The organism is Pseudomonas sp. FP2294 (assembly GCF_030687625.1).
In the GTDB taxonomy this organism is placed as follows: domain Bacteria; phylum Pseudomonadota; class Gammaproteobacteria; order Pseudomonadales; family Pseudomonadaceae; genus Aquipseudomonas; species Aquipseudomonas shahriarae.
In genome coordinates, this window is record NZ_CP117441.1 from 4,301,423 (window position 1) to 4,315,574 (window position 14,152).

The following is a 14,152-nucleotide window of genomic DNA, read 5'->3' on the forward strand; positions in this document are numbered from 1 at the left end:
GCTTGCTCGCGAAAGCGCTGGATCAGTCACACAGGTATTGACTGACACTCCGCCTTCGCGAGCAAGCCCGCTCCCACATTCGACCGAGTCAGTCTCGGGGTTCAGGCCAGGCCAACATCTGTGGTCGGCACAATCAGGATGCCCGCCCGCAAGCCATTCTTGACCTTCGGGTTGGGGAAGATGATGCGCGCGCCCTCCTCCTCGATCACCCAGCGGGTCTTGGCGATGTCTTCGGCCAGCAGATAGCCCTTCTCCAGCTCTGAAAAGTTCTCCACGTCCGCCGGCAAATGCAGAGTGAAGGCGTCACTGTGCTTGATGATTTCCCGCGCCACGCTGAACAACTTCAGGCCGTCCAGGCCCTCGGTGGCCGGCTCGTTACCTTCGATGATCTGCTTGAGACGGGTTTCCAGGCGCGACACATCCACCCCCTGGTTCTGCCCAAATGGCCGGGCCTTGCCCAGCTCCAGGGTGAACGACTCGGCGCCCAGTTGCTCGTAGGTAAACGCGGTGAAGGTGATGGAGGTCTTGTTCTGCAACAGCACCGCCTCCATGCCAGCCGCACGTAAACGGGCCAGTTCGGCGCGTGAGTGCTGACGGCCTTCTTTGAAGGGGTACAGGGCGAACTGTTCGATCTTCGAGCCACGGATGGCCGTGTGCAGGTCGTAGTGCAAGCGGCTACGGCCGGGCACGCTGAAGAAGGTGCGGGCCAACTGCTCGAGCTCGGCGGCACGCATGGCTTCAGGGCCTATGCTTTGTTCGTGACGGCCGTTGAACAGCCGGTTGACGTCCTGCTCGAGATAACGCTCGCCGCGGCGTATGGCCTCGGGGTTGCCGAACAGGAACAGAATACGGGTGCGAGGCTTGATCTCCCCACGGGCAATGCCATGCAACAAGCGGTCGGCCAATTCGATCGGCGCGGTTTCGTTGCCATGGATACCGGACGACAGCAGCACATCGGCGCCGTTGTCCCGGGCTTCGGGAGGCCGCACTTCAAGGGCGCCCTCACTGAGCCAGCGCATCTGCACGCCGTCGACAGTCAGTTGAATTTTTTGCGCCGGTTCACGACCGGCGAGGGTCAGTTCAAGCAGTTTGCCGAGGGCGAGCATAGAGCAGCTTCCTTAGTGGTTGCAGCCTGGGCCGTGGACGTGATCGTCGTCATCACCTTCAACGTCGGCCGGTTCCATTTCCAGTTGCAGGCTCATCAGGTTGGTCGCCAGGGGGCGCATCAGCAGGTTGGCGTATTCGGCATCACCCTCTTCCACGTCCACGCCGATCAGCAGTTGGCCACGGCCGTCGTGCTGGATCCAGATTTCCTTGCCCTGCCACACCACGGCGAGGCGGGTGCAGGAGGTTTCCAGCTGGGTGCCGTCGGTGTCTTCAAGGATCAGCTTCAGGGTATCGGTGGTCATAAATAAGTCTCAGCCGTGGGGCTTTAATTGATCTGGAAAGGATAAACCGAGCCCAGTTTAAGGATTTGCGTCAGTTCATCCAATGCCGTGCGACATTCGAGCAGCAACTGCGGGTCAGCCAGGTCGGTTTCGCGCAGGCTGTCGCGGTAGTGCTTGCCGACCCATTGGGTCAACGTTTCATACAGCGGTGCCGTCATGATAACCCCTGGGTTGACCGCCGCCAGTTCAGCCTCCTTCAGCGCCACGCGCAAACGCAGGCAGGCCGGGCCGCCGCCGTTCTGCATGCTCTGCTTGAGGTCGAAGACTTTCACTTCGCCGATCGGCCCACCGGAACGGGTCAGGCTTTGCAGGTAGTGCCAGACGCGCTCGTTGTTGTGGCACTCTTCGGGCACGATCAACAGCATCGAACCGTCGGCGCGGCTCAGCAACTGGCTGTTGAACAGGTAAGAGCGCACGGCGTCTTCGACGCTGACCAGGGCGCGGGGCACGCAGATCGCCTGGAAGTTGCCGCCAACCTTGCCCAGCTTGGCCTGCAGCTCAGCCAGCATTTGCTCGGTATTGAGGAACGCATCCTCGTGATAGAACAGCACTTCGCCGTTGCCCACCGCGATCACATCGTTGTGGAACACACCGGCATCAATCACGGCCGGGTTCTGCTGGCCGTAGACCACACCGTCATCCTGCAGGCCATGCAAACGGGCAACCGCCTGGGACGCTTCGAGGGTCTGGCGTGCCGGGTACTTTTGCGGCGCCGGGTAACGGGTGTCGAACGCACTGCGCCCAAACACGAAAAACTCCACGCCCGCCTCACCATATTCGCGGCAGAAACGCGTGTGGTTAGCCGCGCCTTCGTCACCGAACTGCGCCACGGCCGGCAACGCGGCGTGGTGGGCGAAGTGCTTATGGTCAGCAAACATGGCCCCCAGCACGCGGCTGGTGGTCGGGTGTTCGATGCTGCGGTGGTATTTGCAGTTGAGGTTGGCGGCGGTGAAATGCACGCGGCCGTCGGCCGTGTCGGCGCTCGGGCTGACCGTGGCGGCGTTGGCCACCCACATGCTCGATGCGGAACAACTGGCCACCAGTAACGGCATGGCCTGCTTGGCCGCCTGCTGGATCACCTGGGCGTCGCTACCGGCAAAGCCAAGGCGGCGCAATGCGCCCACATCCGGGCGTTCCTGGGGGGCGAGCACGCCTTGCACAAAGCCCATGTCCATCAGGGCTTTCATTTTCGCCAGGCCCTGCAACGCCGCTTCCTTGGGGTTGGAAGATTGCTGGCTGTTGCTCTGGGACGCGACGTTGCCGTAGGACAAACCGCCGTAGTTATGGGTCGGCCCCACGAGACCGTCAAAATTGACTTCACAGGATTTCATCGGCGAGGCTCCACGAACATCTGTTTTTATAGGCATCAAAGGTCTTCAACACACCACAAATCTGTCTCTGCAAACCCGATCAACTGTAGGCGCCGGCGAGTGTAGGAGCTGGCTTGCCTGCGATGGCATCCCCTCAATCTGACTGAAAGATCGAAGTGTCCGCATCGCAGGCAAGCCAGCTCCCACACAAGCCAGCTGCCACATTTAGATCAGCGTCACACCCGGAGTCAGCGCGGCCGGCAAGACCAGGCTCGGGGTTTCCAGGGACGCCACCGGGTACGCGCAATAATCCGCCGCGTAATACGCACTGGCGCGATGATTGCCCGATGCCCCTACCCCGCCAAAGGGCGCGGTGCTGGCGGCGCCGGTCAGTTGCTTGTTCCAGTTGACGATACCGGCCCGGCTCTCCAGCCAGAACTGCTGGTAACGCGCCTCGGAGTCCGACAACAGACCGGCGGCCAGGCCGTACTGGGTGTTGTTGGCTTCACTGATCGCCGCTTCAAAATCCGTATAGCGAATGACTTGCAGCAACGGGCCGAACAGCTCTTCGTCCTCGCGCTCGATCACGGCCGTGACGTCGATGATGCCTGGCGTCAGCAAGGCTGCCTGCGCCTGGGGCTGAGTCATTTCCAGCAGCGCCACGGCGCCGTTGGCCAGCATCAGTTCCTGGGCCTCCATCAAGGCCTTGGCCGCCGCCAGGGAGATCACCGAGCCCATGAACGGCGGCGGTTGCTGGTCGTAGGCACCGACGGCAATGGTCGCGCTGACCGCCACCAGGCGCGCCAGCAGTGCATCGCCCCAGGCGCCTTCCGGTACCAGCAGGCGCCGGGCGCAGGTGCAGCGCTGGCCGGCGGAAATAAAGGCCGACTGGATGATGGTATAGACCGCAGCGTCCACATCGGCCACCTGGTCCACCACCAGCGGGTTGTTGCCGCCCATTTCCAGCGCGAGGATCTTGTCCGGGCGCCCGGCGAATTGCTGGTGCAGGTGGTTGCCGGTGCGGCTGGAGCCAGTGAAGAACAGCCCGTCGATACCTGGATTTGAGGCCAGGGCAATCCCGGTCTCGCGCGCGCCTTGCAGCAGGTTCAACACGCCCGCTGGCAGGCCGGCTTCGACCCAGCACTGCACCGTCAGCTCGGCCACTTTAGGGGTCAGCTCGCTCGGTTTGAACAATACGGTATTACCCGCGAGCAAGGCCGGGACGATATGCCCATTGGGCAAGTGGCCAGGGAAGTTGTAAGGGCCGAATACTGCGACCACACCGTGAGGCTTGTGGCGCAATACAGCGGTGGCGTCGCCCAGGGGGCCGCTCTTCTCGCCGGTACGCTCGCGGTAGCTTTGCACCGAGATCGCGATTTTATTGGCCATGCTGGTGACTTCGGTGGCCGATTCCCACAGAGGCTTGCCGGTTTCCTCGCCAATGCAGCGGGCGATTTCATCGGCACGGCTTTTCAGGGTGGCGGCAAAGGTTTCCAGCACACTGATGCGCTCTTGCAGCGGGCGCTTGGCCCAGGCCGGGAACGCTTGGCGTGCGGCCTGCACCGCGGATTCGACCTGCTCGACGCTGGCGCCATTGCCGGCCCAGACCACTTGCTGGGTCACCGGGTTCAGCGACTCAAAGCGTTCACCCTGGCCAGCCAGCCAGCTCCCTGCGATATACAACGCATTCATTATTTCGACTCCCGGGCAGCAGACAACGGTACCGCACGCACTTGATCACCGGCCACCAGTTGCAGGCGCTTGGCGGTCAGCGGATCGACCACCAGCGTGCCGGCAGCCAGGCGCGCCGGTGCGGCGGTGATGCGGCACTCTTCACGTTTACGGTTATGCATCAGGAACGGCGTGGCATCGTCCCCCGGCGTGCCGATGGCCAGTACCAGCGCCTGGCTGTCGCGCACCGCGCGGATCTTGCTGGTCTCACACTCCACCGCCGGACCTGCGTCGAAGATATCGACGTAACCCTGGTAGCTGAAGCCTTCGCTCTTGAGCATGCTCAAGGCCGGCTCGGTGTCGGGATGAACCTTGCCGATCACGTTGCGGGCGTCCTCGGACAAAAAGCAGGTGTACAGCGGGAACTTGGGCATCAGTTCGGCGATAAACGCCTTGTTGCCCACGCCGGTGAGGTAGTCGGCCTGGCTGAACTCCATCTTGAAGAAGTGCCGGCCCAGGCTTTCCCAGAACGGCGAACGCCCGGCGTCATTGGACACCCCGCGCATCTCGGCGATGATCTTGTTGCCAAACAGCTGCGGGAACTCGGCGATAAACAGCATCCGCGCCTTGGCCAGCATGCGACCGTTGAGGCCGTTGCGGTAATCGGCATGCAGGAACAGCGAGCACAGCTCGGAGTTGCCCGTCAGGTCGTTGGCCAGGAACAGCGTAGGAATCTCGCGGTAGATGTTCAGCTCCTGGGAGGCGCTGACCGTCAGGCCGACCCGGAAGTTGTACCACGGCTCGCGCAGGCCGACGGCGCCGGCAATCGCGGAAATCCCCACCACGCGGCCTTCGTCGTTCTCCAGCACAAACAGGTAGTCGGCATCCCCGCGCCCGGCTTCGCCGCGAAAGGTTTTTTCAGCCCAGCCCACCCGGTGGGTCAGGCGCTCTTCGTTGGCCGGCAAGGTGGTGAGACCGGTGCCAGTGCTGCGCGCCAATTCAATCAGGGCCGGTAAATCGCTGCTGCGTACGGGACGAACGATCATGCTATCTCCTCAAACGGGCCGCTGGCTGCAGCCACCCGCGAAACTCTGCTTTTAAACCGCGACCAGACGCACGCTGGCGCCTTCGCCGACGCCCAGGGCTTCGGCTGCTTCCAGGTCCAGGGTCACGGGCTTGCCCGGCGCGTAGTCCAGTTCGAGCATGACCGCGCGGTAATCCTGCAACTGCGCGTTGCTCACCAGGTACTGGCGGCCGACGCCCTTGACCATCTCGCCGATCTTCACCGGCACCACGCGGCTCTGGGCGATCGAACGAATGCCCGAGACCCGCGCATGCAGGGTCGGGCCACCGTCGAAGATGTCGATGTAATGGTCGGTTTCAAAGCCTTCGCGCATCAGGATGTCGAAGGTGATCTGCGCACGCGGGTGTACCTGGCCCATGGCTTCCTGGGCTTCATCCGGCAACAGCGGCACGTAGATTGGGTAGTGCGGCATCAGTTCGGCGAGGAAGGTGCGGCTCTTCAACCCGCACAGGCGCTCGGCGGCAGCATAGTTGAGGTCGAAGAAGTTGCGGCCGATGGCGTCCCAGAACGGCGAGTCACCGTTCTCATCGCTGTAGCCGACAATCTCGGTCACCACAGAATCGGCAAACCGCTCCGGATGGCTGGCGACAAACAACAGGCGGCCACGGGAGTTGAGCTCCGACCAGGCCGACCCCACCAGCTCCGGCACCACATAGAAGCTGGTCAGCAAGCTGTTGCCGGTCAGGTCGTGGCACTGGGACAGGACGTGAATCTTGTTGTGGATCTTCAGTTCACGGGAGGCGTGGACGAAGGTCTCGTTGCGAAAGCTGTAGAACGGCTCGGAATAACCGGCCGAGGCGACGATGGCCGAACAGCCCACCAGCTTGCCGGCAACGGTGTCTTCGAGAACAAAGAAATAGCTTTCTTCGCCGTTGAAACTCACTTCGGCGGCGAAGGACGCTTCGCTGGCGGCGATTTTGTCGCTCAGGCGTTCAACGTCATCCGGCAGGGAGGTGACACCAATCGGGCTGTCCGCAGCCAGACGCTGTACCTCGCCCAGATCAGCCATTTGCGCGGGGCGCATCACCAGCATGGTGTCACTCCTTAACTCGAAAACTTCATAAAAAAATGCCGGACACCGAACCTGGAATCACCCAGGTTCCAATGTGGCAGCGGGCTTGCCCGCGATTGCGGTGGGCCAGTCACAACAACGTCGACTGACAGATCGCTATCGCGGGCAAGCCCGCTCCCACATTTGATCCGGTTCGTTAGATAAATGTGTATCTATCAGGCTTGCGTCAGTGTTTTTACAGCACGCTCAAAACGATCCAGCCCTTCGGTGATATCCGCATCTTCCACCACCAGGCTCGGCGCAAAGCGCACCACGTCCGGGCCGGCTTGCAGGATCATCAGGTTCTCTTTCTCGGCCGCGTTGAACACGTCCTTGGCCTTGCCTTTGAAGGCGTCGCTCAATACGCAACCGAGCAGCAGGCCCATGCCACGCACCTGGGTAAAGATCCCGTATTTCTGGCCGATCTGCTCCAGGCGGGCCTTGAACAGGTCGTGCTTGGCATTCACGCCGGCCAGCACCTCAGGGGTGTTGATCACGTCGATCACCGCTTCCGCCACCGCGCATGCCAGCGGGTTGCCGCCGTAGGTGGTGCCGTGGGTGCCGACCACCAGGTGCTTGGCCAGGTCTTCACGGGTCAGCATCGCGGCAATCGGGAAACCGCCGCCCAGGCTCTTGGCGCTGGTAAGGATGTCAGGCACCACGCCGTAGTGCTGGTAGGCAAACAGATGGCCGCTGCGGCCCATACCGGTCTGCACTTCGTCGAACACCAGCAGTGCATTGTTGGCGTCACACAGGTCGCGGGCACCTTGCAGGTAGGCCAGCTCGGCCGGCAGCACGCCGCCTTCACCCTGGATCGGCTCCAGCACCACGGCGCAGGTCTTGTCCGACACCGCAGCTTTCAGCGCGTCCAGGTCGTTATAAGGAACGTGGGTGATGCCGGTGATTTTAGGACCGAAACCATCGGAGTACTTCGACTGGCCACCGACGTTGACGGTAAACAGGGTGCGGCCGTGGAAGCTGTTCAGTGCGGCGATGATCTCGTATTTCTCGCTGCCGAAACGGTCGAACGCCACGCGACGGGCCAGCTTGAAGGCGGCCTCGTTGGCTTCGGCGCCGGAGTTGCAGAAGAACACACGCTCGGCAAAGGTGGCGTCGATCAGCTTATGGGCCAGGCGCAGGGCCGGCTCATTGGTGAACACGTTGGAGACGTGCCACAGCTTGTTGGCCTGTTCAGTCAGTGCACCGACCAGCGCCGGGTGGGCATGGCCCAGCACGTTCACTGCGATGCCGCCGGCAAAGTCGATCAGCTCGCGACCCGACTGGTCCCACACACGGGAACCTTCGCCACGCACAGGGATAAAGGCGGCAGGGGCATAGTTGGGCACCATGACCTGGTCGAAATCGGCACGTTGCACCGGGGCTTGCTCAACGGACATCGGAGTCTCCTGAAGAGGAACGCCTGCCTGAAACTGGCGGGCGATGCAGGGATTGTAAGGACAGTTTTCAGCGCGGCCTTGCCGCCAAGCGACAACTTCTTATAGCGCCAACCCCCGTTTTACGCGGGTTTACGCCAATGCGACAAATAGCTTCGCAATGGCGCAGTTTAAACAGAAGACAGGCGGTTGCGGCAGTGCCGTGGGAATTTTGCTCAGTTGCATGCGCCGGACAAGACGCTGCTCAGCCGCGCTCGGACGGCACCGACGACAACTCGAACGGGCTGCTGCTGCGACGCTGGTTGCGGTCTTCACGCGGGGTGGCGCCGAAGAAGTTGCGGTAGGCGCTGGAGAAGTGCGGCCCCGAGGAGAAGCCGCAGGACAGGCCGATCTGGATGATCGACTTGCTGGTTTGCATCAACATCTGGCGCGCCTTGTTCAGGCGCAGTTCCAGGTAGTACTGGCTGGGAACGCGGTTGAGGTATTGCTTGAAGATCCGTTCCAGTTGTCGTCGCGACACGCACACATGCTGGGCGATTTCGTCGGTGGTCAGCGGTTCTTCGATATTGGCCTCCATCAGCAACACCGCCTGGGTCAGCTTCGGATGGCTGGAGCCCAGGCGGTTTTGCAGAGGGATGCGCTGGCGCTCGCCGCCTTCACGGATGCGCTCCACCACCAGTTCTTCGGAGACCGCGCCCGCCAGTTCGGCGCCGTGGTCACGGGCCAGCACTGCCAGCATCAGGTCGAGGACCGACATGCCGCCACAGGCACTCAGGCGATCGCGGTCCCAATCGAACAAATGGCTGGTGGCAATGACCTTGGGAAAACGCTCGGCAAAGTCGTCCTGCCAGCGCCAGTGCACGGCAGCACGATAGCCATCGAGCAACCCCAGTTGCGCCAGGGGATACACCCCTGCCGACAAGCCACCGATCACGCAGCCGGCGCGTACCAGCTGCTTGAGCGCAGAGCCCAGTTGCGAGGCGATCACCGTCGGCGGCTCATCGGCCAGCAGGAACAGCTTCTGGAAACCTTCCAGCTTGCCGGCCCAGGGTTCGCCGGGCAATTTCCACTCACCCTCGACCGGCGGCTCGGCCTGCAGGAATGACACCTCGTAGACCACATCCGGATGCACCCGCTGGGCAACGCGCAAGGCCTCCTCAGCCAGCGCAAGCGTCAGGGCTTTAGTGCTGGGCCAAATCAGGAAACCGATGCGATGGGCTGTCATGGAATGCTATCCGAAACGAAAAACGGGAGTAGAGGCATGGGCCAATGCTAGCCCGTAAGTAAACACAAAACTCAACACAAACAGAGATCTGATGTAGGGGCTGGCTTGCCTGCGACAGCGGCGGGCCAGTCACCTCGCCATCGCAGGCAAGCCCGCCCCCACAGGGAATCGAGGCCAACCTCAAGGCTGCGAAGCATGCACTATTTCAGTGCATAAACGCAGCCCTGTTTACTTCAAGCTGCCGGACAAGAACTGCTGCAACCGCTCGGACTGCGGGTTGACCAGCACTTCACGCGGGTTGCCGCGCTCTTCGACAATGCCTTTGTGCAGGAACACCAACTGGTTCGACACTTCACGGGCAAAGCCCATTTCGTGAGTCACCACCACCATGGTCCGGCCTTCCAGGGCCAGGTCCTGCATGACTTTCAAGACTTCGCCGACCAGCTCCGGGTCGAGGGCCGACGTCGGCTCGTCAAACAGCATCACCTCAGGCTCCATCGCCAGCGCCCGGGCAATTGCCACGCGCTGCTGCTCGCCACCGGACATATGGCCGGGGAAGGCGTCCTTGCGGTGGGCCACACCCACTTTGGCCAGGTAGTGCTCGGCCTTTTCGCGGGCGTCTTTTTTCGACATGCCCAGCACGTGTACCGGGGCTTCCATGACGTTTTCCAGGGCGGTCATGTGCGACCACAGGTTGAAATGCTGGAACACCATGGACAGGCGCGAACGCATGCGCTGCAACTGCTTGGGGTCGGCGGCCTTCATCGCGCCGTCCTTGTTGGCCACCAGCTTCAGCTCTTCGTTATTGAGCAGGATCTTGCCGGCGTGAGGCTGCTCCAGCAGGTTGATGCAGCGCAAAAAGGTACTTTTGCCCGAGCCACTGGACCCGATGATGCTGATCACATCACCGGCCGCGGCGGCCAGGGACACGCCTTTGAGCACTTCATGACTGCCATAGCGTTTATGCAGGTCTTGGACTTCAAGTTTGTACATGCGGTCGGTTCTCACAAAAACAGTTGGTCAGTCGTTGAGCAAGCGCCCGTGACGCAGCGCTTCGCGCCCCGCCACCTTGGCCAGCCAGAAACCCGCTTGGGCATAACGTAGCCGTTCAACGGCAAACAACACCCCCGACGTACCGGCACAGACAATGCTGACGCGGTCGGCCAAAGGATCAATCACTTCAAAAATCGGTTCGCCGGTTTCCACCCAGTCACCGGCTTTACGCAGGTAACTGATCACCCCGGCGTGGGGTGCGAACAGCAATTCGGTGCCTTCAAAGGGCACCCCTTCACACGGCTCATGTTGCGGCGCCGGCCACTCACCCTTGATCAGGCCCTGCTCGGCGAGGAACGCGAGAATGCCTTCGGCGTGAAAAATCGCCTCATCACGACCGGTGTCGGCCTGACCGCCCAGCTCCAGGGTGGTTGCCAGGCAGGCCAGAGGGATCTGCGCCTCGGGAAACATCCGCGACAAACGCAGCCACGGCAACGAGCAGGCTTCATCAAACGAGCTGCCGCCGGAGTCTTCCGCCAACAGGCCGACCTTCACATTCAAATGCGCCGACAACGAACGCCACTGCGGCCAGTGCTGGGGCAGCGCGTACATGTGCAGCGCAGCTTCAGCGTCGCAGTGCAGGTCGAGGACCACATCGGCGGTGCAGGCATGGCTCAGCAAGACCCGCTGCATGCCTTGCAACTGGCTGCTCGGCTCGGGCAATGCATTGAGCGCATCGCTCATCGCCTGGCGGATCATGCGCACGTTGGCGTGGGGATCGTCGCCCAGCCGGCCTTCCAGCAGGGCCGCCACCGGCGCGCTCAACTCGACGAAATCACGGTTGAAGTTCTTGCCGCTGCCAATCTCGAAACGCCCCTGGTGGCTGCCTTGCAGCAACTGCCCGAGGCCCATCGGGTTGGCCACCGGCACCAGTTCGATCACCCCATTGAGCGCACCCTGCTGCTCCAGCTCAAGCAGGCGCTTTTTCAGCTCCCAGGCCGCGCGCATCCCCGGCAACTCATCGGCGTGCAGGCTGGCCTGCAGGTACGCCTTGCGCTCGCCGTGGCCGAAGCGGAACACCGTCAGTTGGCGCTCGCAGCCCAGGTGCCCCCAGGGCAATACGTGGTCGATGCGTTCCATATCAGTGCTTCCGCGGAGCCAGGTAGCTCAACCAGCGACGCTCGGCCAGCTTGAACAGGCGCACCAGGATGAACGTCAGGCTCAGGTAGAACAGGCCCGCGGTGATATAGGCTTCGAACGGCAGGTAGTACTGGGCGTTCACCGTGCGCGCGGCACCGGTGATGTCGATCAGGGTAACGATGGAGGCCAGGCTGGTGGTCTGCAACATCATGATCACTTCATTGCTGTACTGCGGCAGTGCCCGGCGCAGGGCCGAGGGCAGCAGGATGCGGCGGTACAGCTTGTAGCGCGACATGCCCATGGCCTTGGCGGCTTCGATCTCGCCATGGGGCGTGGCCTTGAGGCTGCCGGCGATGATTTCTGCGGTGTAGGCACTGGTGTTGATGGCAAAGGCCAGGCAGGCGCAGAAGGTTGCGCTGGACAGCCACGGCCAGAGGAAGCTCTCGCGTACCGCTTCGAACTGGGCCAGGCCGTAGTAGATCAGGAACAGCTGCACCAGCATCGGCGTGCCGCGGATCACATAGGTGTAGAGCCAGGCCGCGCCATTGACCAGCGGCTGCTTGGACACCCGCATCAGGCCCAGGGGCACGGCGGCGAGCAGGCCGAAGAACAGCGAGATCAGCAGCAGTTTGAGGGTGGTCAGCAAGCCGCCAAGGTACAGCGGCATGGCCTCCCAGATGACGTTGTAGTCGAAGATCATAGATCAGCCGCCTTTACGCCTACCGAGTAGCGCTTCTCAAGGTAACGCAGGGCCAGCAACGAGACGCTGGTGATCACCAGGTACATCGCCGCCACCGCGAGGAAGAAGGTAAAAGGTTCGCGGGTGGCATCCGCCGCCTGCTTGGCCTTGAACATCATGTCTTGCAGGCCCACCACCGAAATCAGCGCAGTGGCCTTGGTCAATACCAGCCAGTTGTTGGTAAAGCCGGGGATTGCCAGCCGGATCATCTGCGGCACCATCACCCGGAAAAACACCTGGAACGGGCTCATGCCATAGGCCATGCCCGCCTCGGCCTGCCCCTTGGGGATGGCCATGAAGGCACCACGGAAGGTTTCCGAGAGGTAGGCGCCAAAGATGAAACCCAGGGTGCCGATACCGGCGGCCAAGGGGTTCAAGTCAATATAGTCGTCGTAGCCCAGTAGCGGCGCGACGCGGTTGAGCAGGTCCTGACCACCGTAGAAAATCAGCAGGATCAGCACCAGGTCGGGGATCCCGCGGATCACCGTGGAATACAGGTCGCCCAGCCACGCCAGCCAGCGGACCGGCGACAGGCGCAATGCAACCCCGATCAGACCCAGAACAATGGCCAAGGCCATGGACGACAAGGCGAGCTGAAGCGTCAACCATGCGCCATCGAGGATAACGGCCCCGTAGCCTTTCAACATGATTCAGGTCCTCGAAAAGGCGGATGAAAAAATGGCGCAAACTTCAGAGACCCTGGTGCTTGCGCCATTCTGGACAGACAACTGCGAAGGTTTACTTGGCGTCAGCGCCGTAAATATCGAAGTTGAAATACTTTTTCTCGATTTCTTTGTACTTGCCATTGGCGCGGATCGCAGCGATGGCTGCATTGATGCGCTCCAGGTTGGCCTTGTCGCCTTTACGCACTGCAATACCGATGCCGTCGCCGAAGTACTTGGCGTCGGTGAACGCAGGACCTACGAACGCGTAGCCTTTGCCCGCGTCGGTCTTCAGGAAACCGTCTTCGAGCAGGGTCGCGTCAGCCACGGTGCCATCAAGGCGACCGGCAGCCACGTCCAGGTAGATTTCGTTCTGGGTGCTGTAAGGAACGATGGTCGCACCTTTAGGCGCCAGGACTTCCTTGGCGAAACGGTCGTGGATCGAACCGCGCTGTACGCCGATCTTCTTGTCCTTGAGCTCAACCAGGCTGTCGCTGACGGCAACGCCGTCCTTCATCACCAGGCGCGCCGGGGTCAGGTAGTAGCGGTTGGTGAAGTCCACGGACTTCTTGCGGTCGTCAGTGATGGACATGGACGACAGAATCGCGTCGATCTTGCGGACTTTGAGCGCCGGAATCAGGCCGTCGAATTCCTGCTCGACCCAAGTGCACTTGACCTTCATCTCTTCGCACAGGGCGTTGCCGATGTCGTAGTCGAAACCGACGATGTTGCCGTCCGGCGCCTTCGAGGCAAACGGAGGGTAGGCTGCTTCGATACCAATTTTCAGCGGCTTCTCTTCAGCGAAGGCTTGCATGGACAGCACGGACAGCGCCAGGGCGCCCAACAGCACGAGTTTCTTCATCTTGGGACTCCATCGGTATAGGACAAAAACAGCAGTATGAGCCATGGCCCACGATGCGACTGAGTGAAACCGAATAGCGGTGCTGCGTCCTACACCAGTTCAACACGGCGACGACGAGCGAGTGATCGGCATTCTAACGACAGGCCGGAAGCCGATATTTCCTCAATGCGACAACAATTTACAGAAGCACCGAGAAAGCGACTCCAATACATTGACAACCCCTGAAATCTATGCAGAGGCAAAAGATATTAAACCTATTAACGCTGCAAATTGCGGGCCTATTATTCGCAAACCCTTCTATCCCGGCAAGTGTAGCGTTTGATCTTATTTTGCCGGGTGTCTAAAACGGGCATTTTCGGGGCACTGATGTAGCACTTTGCCTCATGTTTGGGCGCAGGGTTACACATTTGCACCGCTGGGTAACATTCAGAAACGCCCTACGAGATAAACCGATATTTATTGACTTGCTACTGAGAGCGGTCTGTCAGCCGCCAGCACCCACATTGATGGCGCTTCAAAGTGAATTCCCACAAAAAAGCCCCACCCGGCCTACACCGAATGGGGCTTGGTCCC

Annotated in this window: 13 protein-coding genes; all 13 read right to left on the bottom strand. The window is 61.4% G+C overall.

All coding sequences use genetic code 11. The features are described 5' to 3' along the window. Positions 1-101: 101 nt before the first annotated feature. The 13 genes from astE to PSH73_RS19255 all read right to left on the bottom strand — a co-directional run bounded on the left by astE (position 102) and on the right by PSH73_RS19255 (position 13,579). Positions 102-1,106 (bottom strand): succinylglutamate desuccinylase, encoded by a 1,005-nt coding sequence (gene astE, locus PSH73_RS19195; protein WP_115128778.1) that lies wholly within the window; start codon positions 1,104-1,106, stop codon positions 102-104. A 12-nt stretch (positions 1,107-1,118) separates the two neighbouring features. Then, complete coding sequence (locus tag PSH73_RS19200; protein WP_029294458.1) at positions 1,119-1,409, bottom strand: hypothetical protein; 291 nt, start codon at positions 1,407-1,409, stop codon at positions 1,119-1,121. Between the two features lie 23 nt (positions 1,410-1,432). Then, positions 1,433-2,779, bottom strand: a complete 1,347-nt coding sequence (astB, locus tag PSH73_RS19205; protein ID WP_305461203.1) for an N-succinylarginine dihydrolase — start codon at positions 2,777-2,779, stop codon at positions 1,433-1,435. A gap of 204 nt (positions 2,780-2,983) precedes the next feature. Next, entirely contained in the window at positions 2,984-4,453 is a 1,470-nt protein-coding gene (gene astD / locus PSH73_RS19210; RefSeq protein WP_169961313.1) for a succinylglutamate-semialdehyde dehydrogenase, read from the bottom strand. Beyond that, the gene (gene astA / locus PSH73_RS19215; protein ID WP_057960449.1) at positions 4,450-5,475 is read right to left on the bottom strand and encodes an arginine N-succinyltransferase; all 1,026 of its coding nucleotides are present in this window, start codon (positions 5,473-5,475) and stop codon (positions 4,450-4,452) included. The genes astD and astA overlap by 4 nt, the downstream gene beginning before the upstream one ends. Before the next feature lie 51 nt (positions 5,476-5,526). Next, positions 5,527-6,546, bottom strand: coding sequence for an arginine/ornithine succinyltransferase subunit alpha (gene aruF, locus PSH73_RS19220; protein WP_032861580.1), 1,020 nt, complete (start codon positions 6,544-6,546; stop codon positions 5,527-5,529). A gap of 194 nt (positions 6,547-6,740) precedes the next feature. Beyond that, positions 6,741-7,961 (bottom strand): aspartate aminotransferase family protein, encoded by a 1,221-nt coding sequence (locus PSH73_RS19225; protein ID WP_057439713.1) that lies wholly within the window; start codon positions 7,959-7,961, stop codon positions 6,741-6,743. Between the two features lie 241 nt (positions 7,962-8,202). After that, entirely contained in the window at positions 8,203-9,183 is a 981-nt protein-coding gene (locus tag PSH73_RS19230; RefSeq protein WP_057439714.1) for a GlxA family transcriptional regulator, read from the bottom strand. A 228-nt stretch (positions 9,184-9,411) separates the two neighbouring features. Next, positions 9,412-10,176, bottom strand: a complete 765-nt coding sequence (locus tag PSH73_RS19235; protein WP_029294441.1) for an ABC transporter ATP-binding protein — start codon at positions 10,174-10,176, stop codon at positions 9,412-9,414. 27 nt (positions 10,177-10,203) lie between these two features. Then, positions 10,204-11,316 (bottom strand): succinylglutamate desuccinylase/aspartoacylase family protein, encoded by a 1,113-nt coding sequence (locus PSH73_RS19240; protein WP_057960450.1) that lies wholly within the window; start codon positions 11,314-11,316, stop codon positions 10,204-10,206. 1 nt (position 11,317) lies between these two features. Beyond that, the gene (locus tag PSH73_RS19245) at positions 11,318-12,016 is read right to left on the bottom strand and encodes an ABC transporter permease (protein ID WP_057960451.1); all 699 of its coding nucleotides are present in this window, start codon (positions 12,014-12,016) and stop codon (positions 11,318-11,320) included. Next, positions 12,013-12,702, bottom strand: a complete 690-nt coding sequence (locus PSH73_RS19250) for an ABC transporter permease (protein ID WP_029294434.1) — start codon at positions 12,700-12,702, stop codon at positions 12,013-12,015. The genes PSH73_RS19245 and PSH73_RS19250 overlap by 4 nt, the downstream gene beginning before the upstream one ends. A 91-nt stretch (positions 12,703-12,793) precedes the next feature. Next, positions 12,794-13,579 (bottom strand): ABC transporter substrate-binding protein, encoded by a 786-nt coding sequence (locus tag PSH73_RS19255; RefSeq protein ID WP_057439716.1) that lies wholly within the window; start codon positions 13,577-13,579, stop codon positions 12,794-12,796. Positions 13,580-14,152: the final 573 nt, after the last annotated feature.

Excerpts from the sequence above, each read along its gene's own strand:
- aruF (WP_032861580.1), bottom strand. The coding sequence starts at position 6,546 with ATGCTGGTGATGCGCCCCGCGCAAATGGCTGATCTGGGCGAGGTACAG.
- PSH73_RS19240 (WP_057960450.1), bottom strand. The coding sequence starts at position 11,316 with ATGGAACGCATCGACCACGTATTGCCCTGGGGGCACCTGGGCTGCGAG.
- PSH73_RS19200 (WP_029294458.1), bottom strand. The coding sequence starts at position 1,409 with ATGACCACCGATACCCTGAAGCTGATCCTTGAAGACACCGACGGCACC.
- PSH73_RS19225 (WP_057439713.1), bottom strand. The coding sequence starts at position 7,961 with ATGTCCGTTGAGCAAGCCCCGGTGCAACGTGCCGATTTCGACCAGGTC.
- PSH73_RS19245 (WP_057960451.1), bottom strand. The coding sequence starts at position 12,016 with ATGATCTTCGACTACAACGTCATCTGGGAGGCCATGCCGCTGTACCTT.
- astB (WP_305461203.1), bottom strand. The coding sequence starts at position 2,779 with ATGAAATCCTGTGAAGTCAATTTTGACGGTCTCGTGGGGCCGACCCAT.
- PSH73_RS19235 (WP_029294441.1), bottom strand. The coding sequence starts at position 10,176 with ATGTACAAACTTGAAGTCCAAGACCTGCATAAACGCTATGGCAGTCAT.
- astA (WP_057960449.1), bottom strand. The coding sequence starts at position 5,475 with ATGATCGTTCGTCCCGTACGCAGCAGCGATTTACCGGCCCTGATTGAA.
- PSH73_RS19250 (WP_029294434.1), bottom strand. The coding sequence starts at position 12,702 with ATGTTGAAAGGCTACGGGGCCGTTATCCTCGATGGCGCATGGTTGACG.
- PSH73_RS19255 (WP_057439716.1), bottom strand. The coding sequence starts at position 13,579 with ATGAAGAAACTCGTGCTGTTGGGCGCCCTGGCGCTGTCCGTGCTGTCC.
- PSH73_RS19230 (WP_057439714.1), bottom strand. The coding sequence starts at position 9,183 with ATGACAGCCCATCGCATCGGTTTCCTGATTTGGCCCAGCACTAAAGCC.
- astE (WP_115128778.1), bottom strand. The coding sequence starts at position 1,106 with ATGCTCGCCCTCGGCAAACTGCTTGAACTGACCCTCGCCGGTCGTGAA.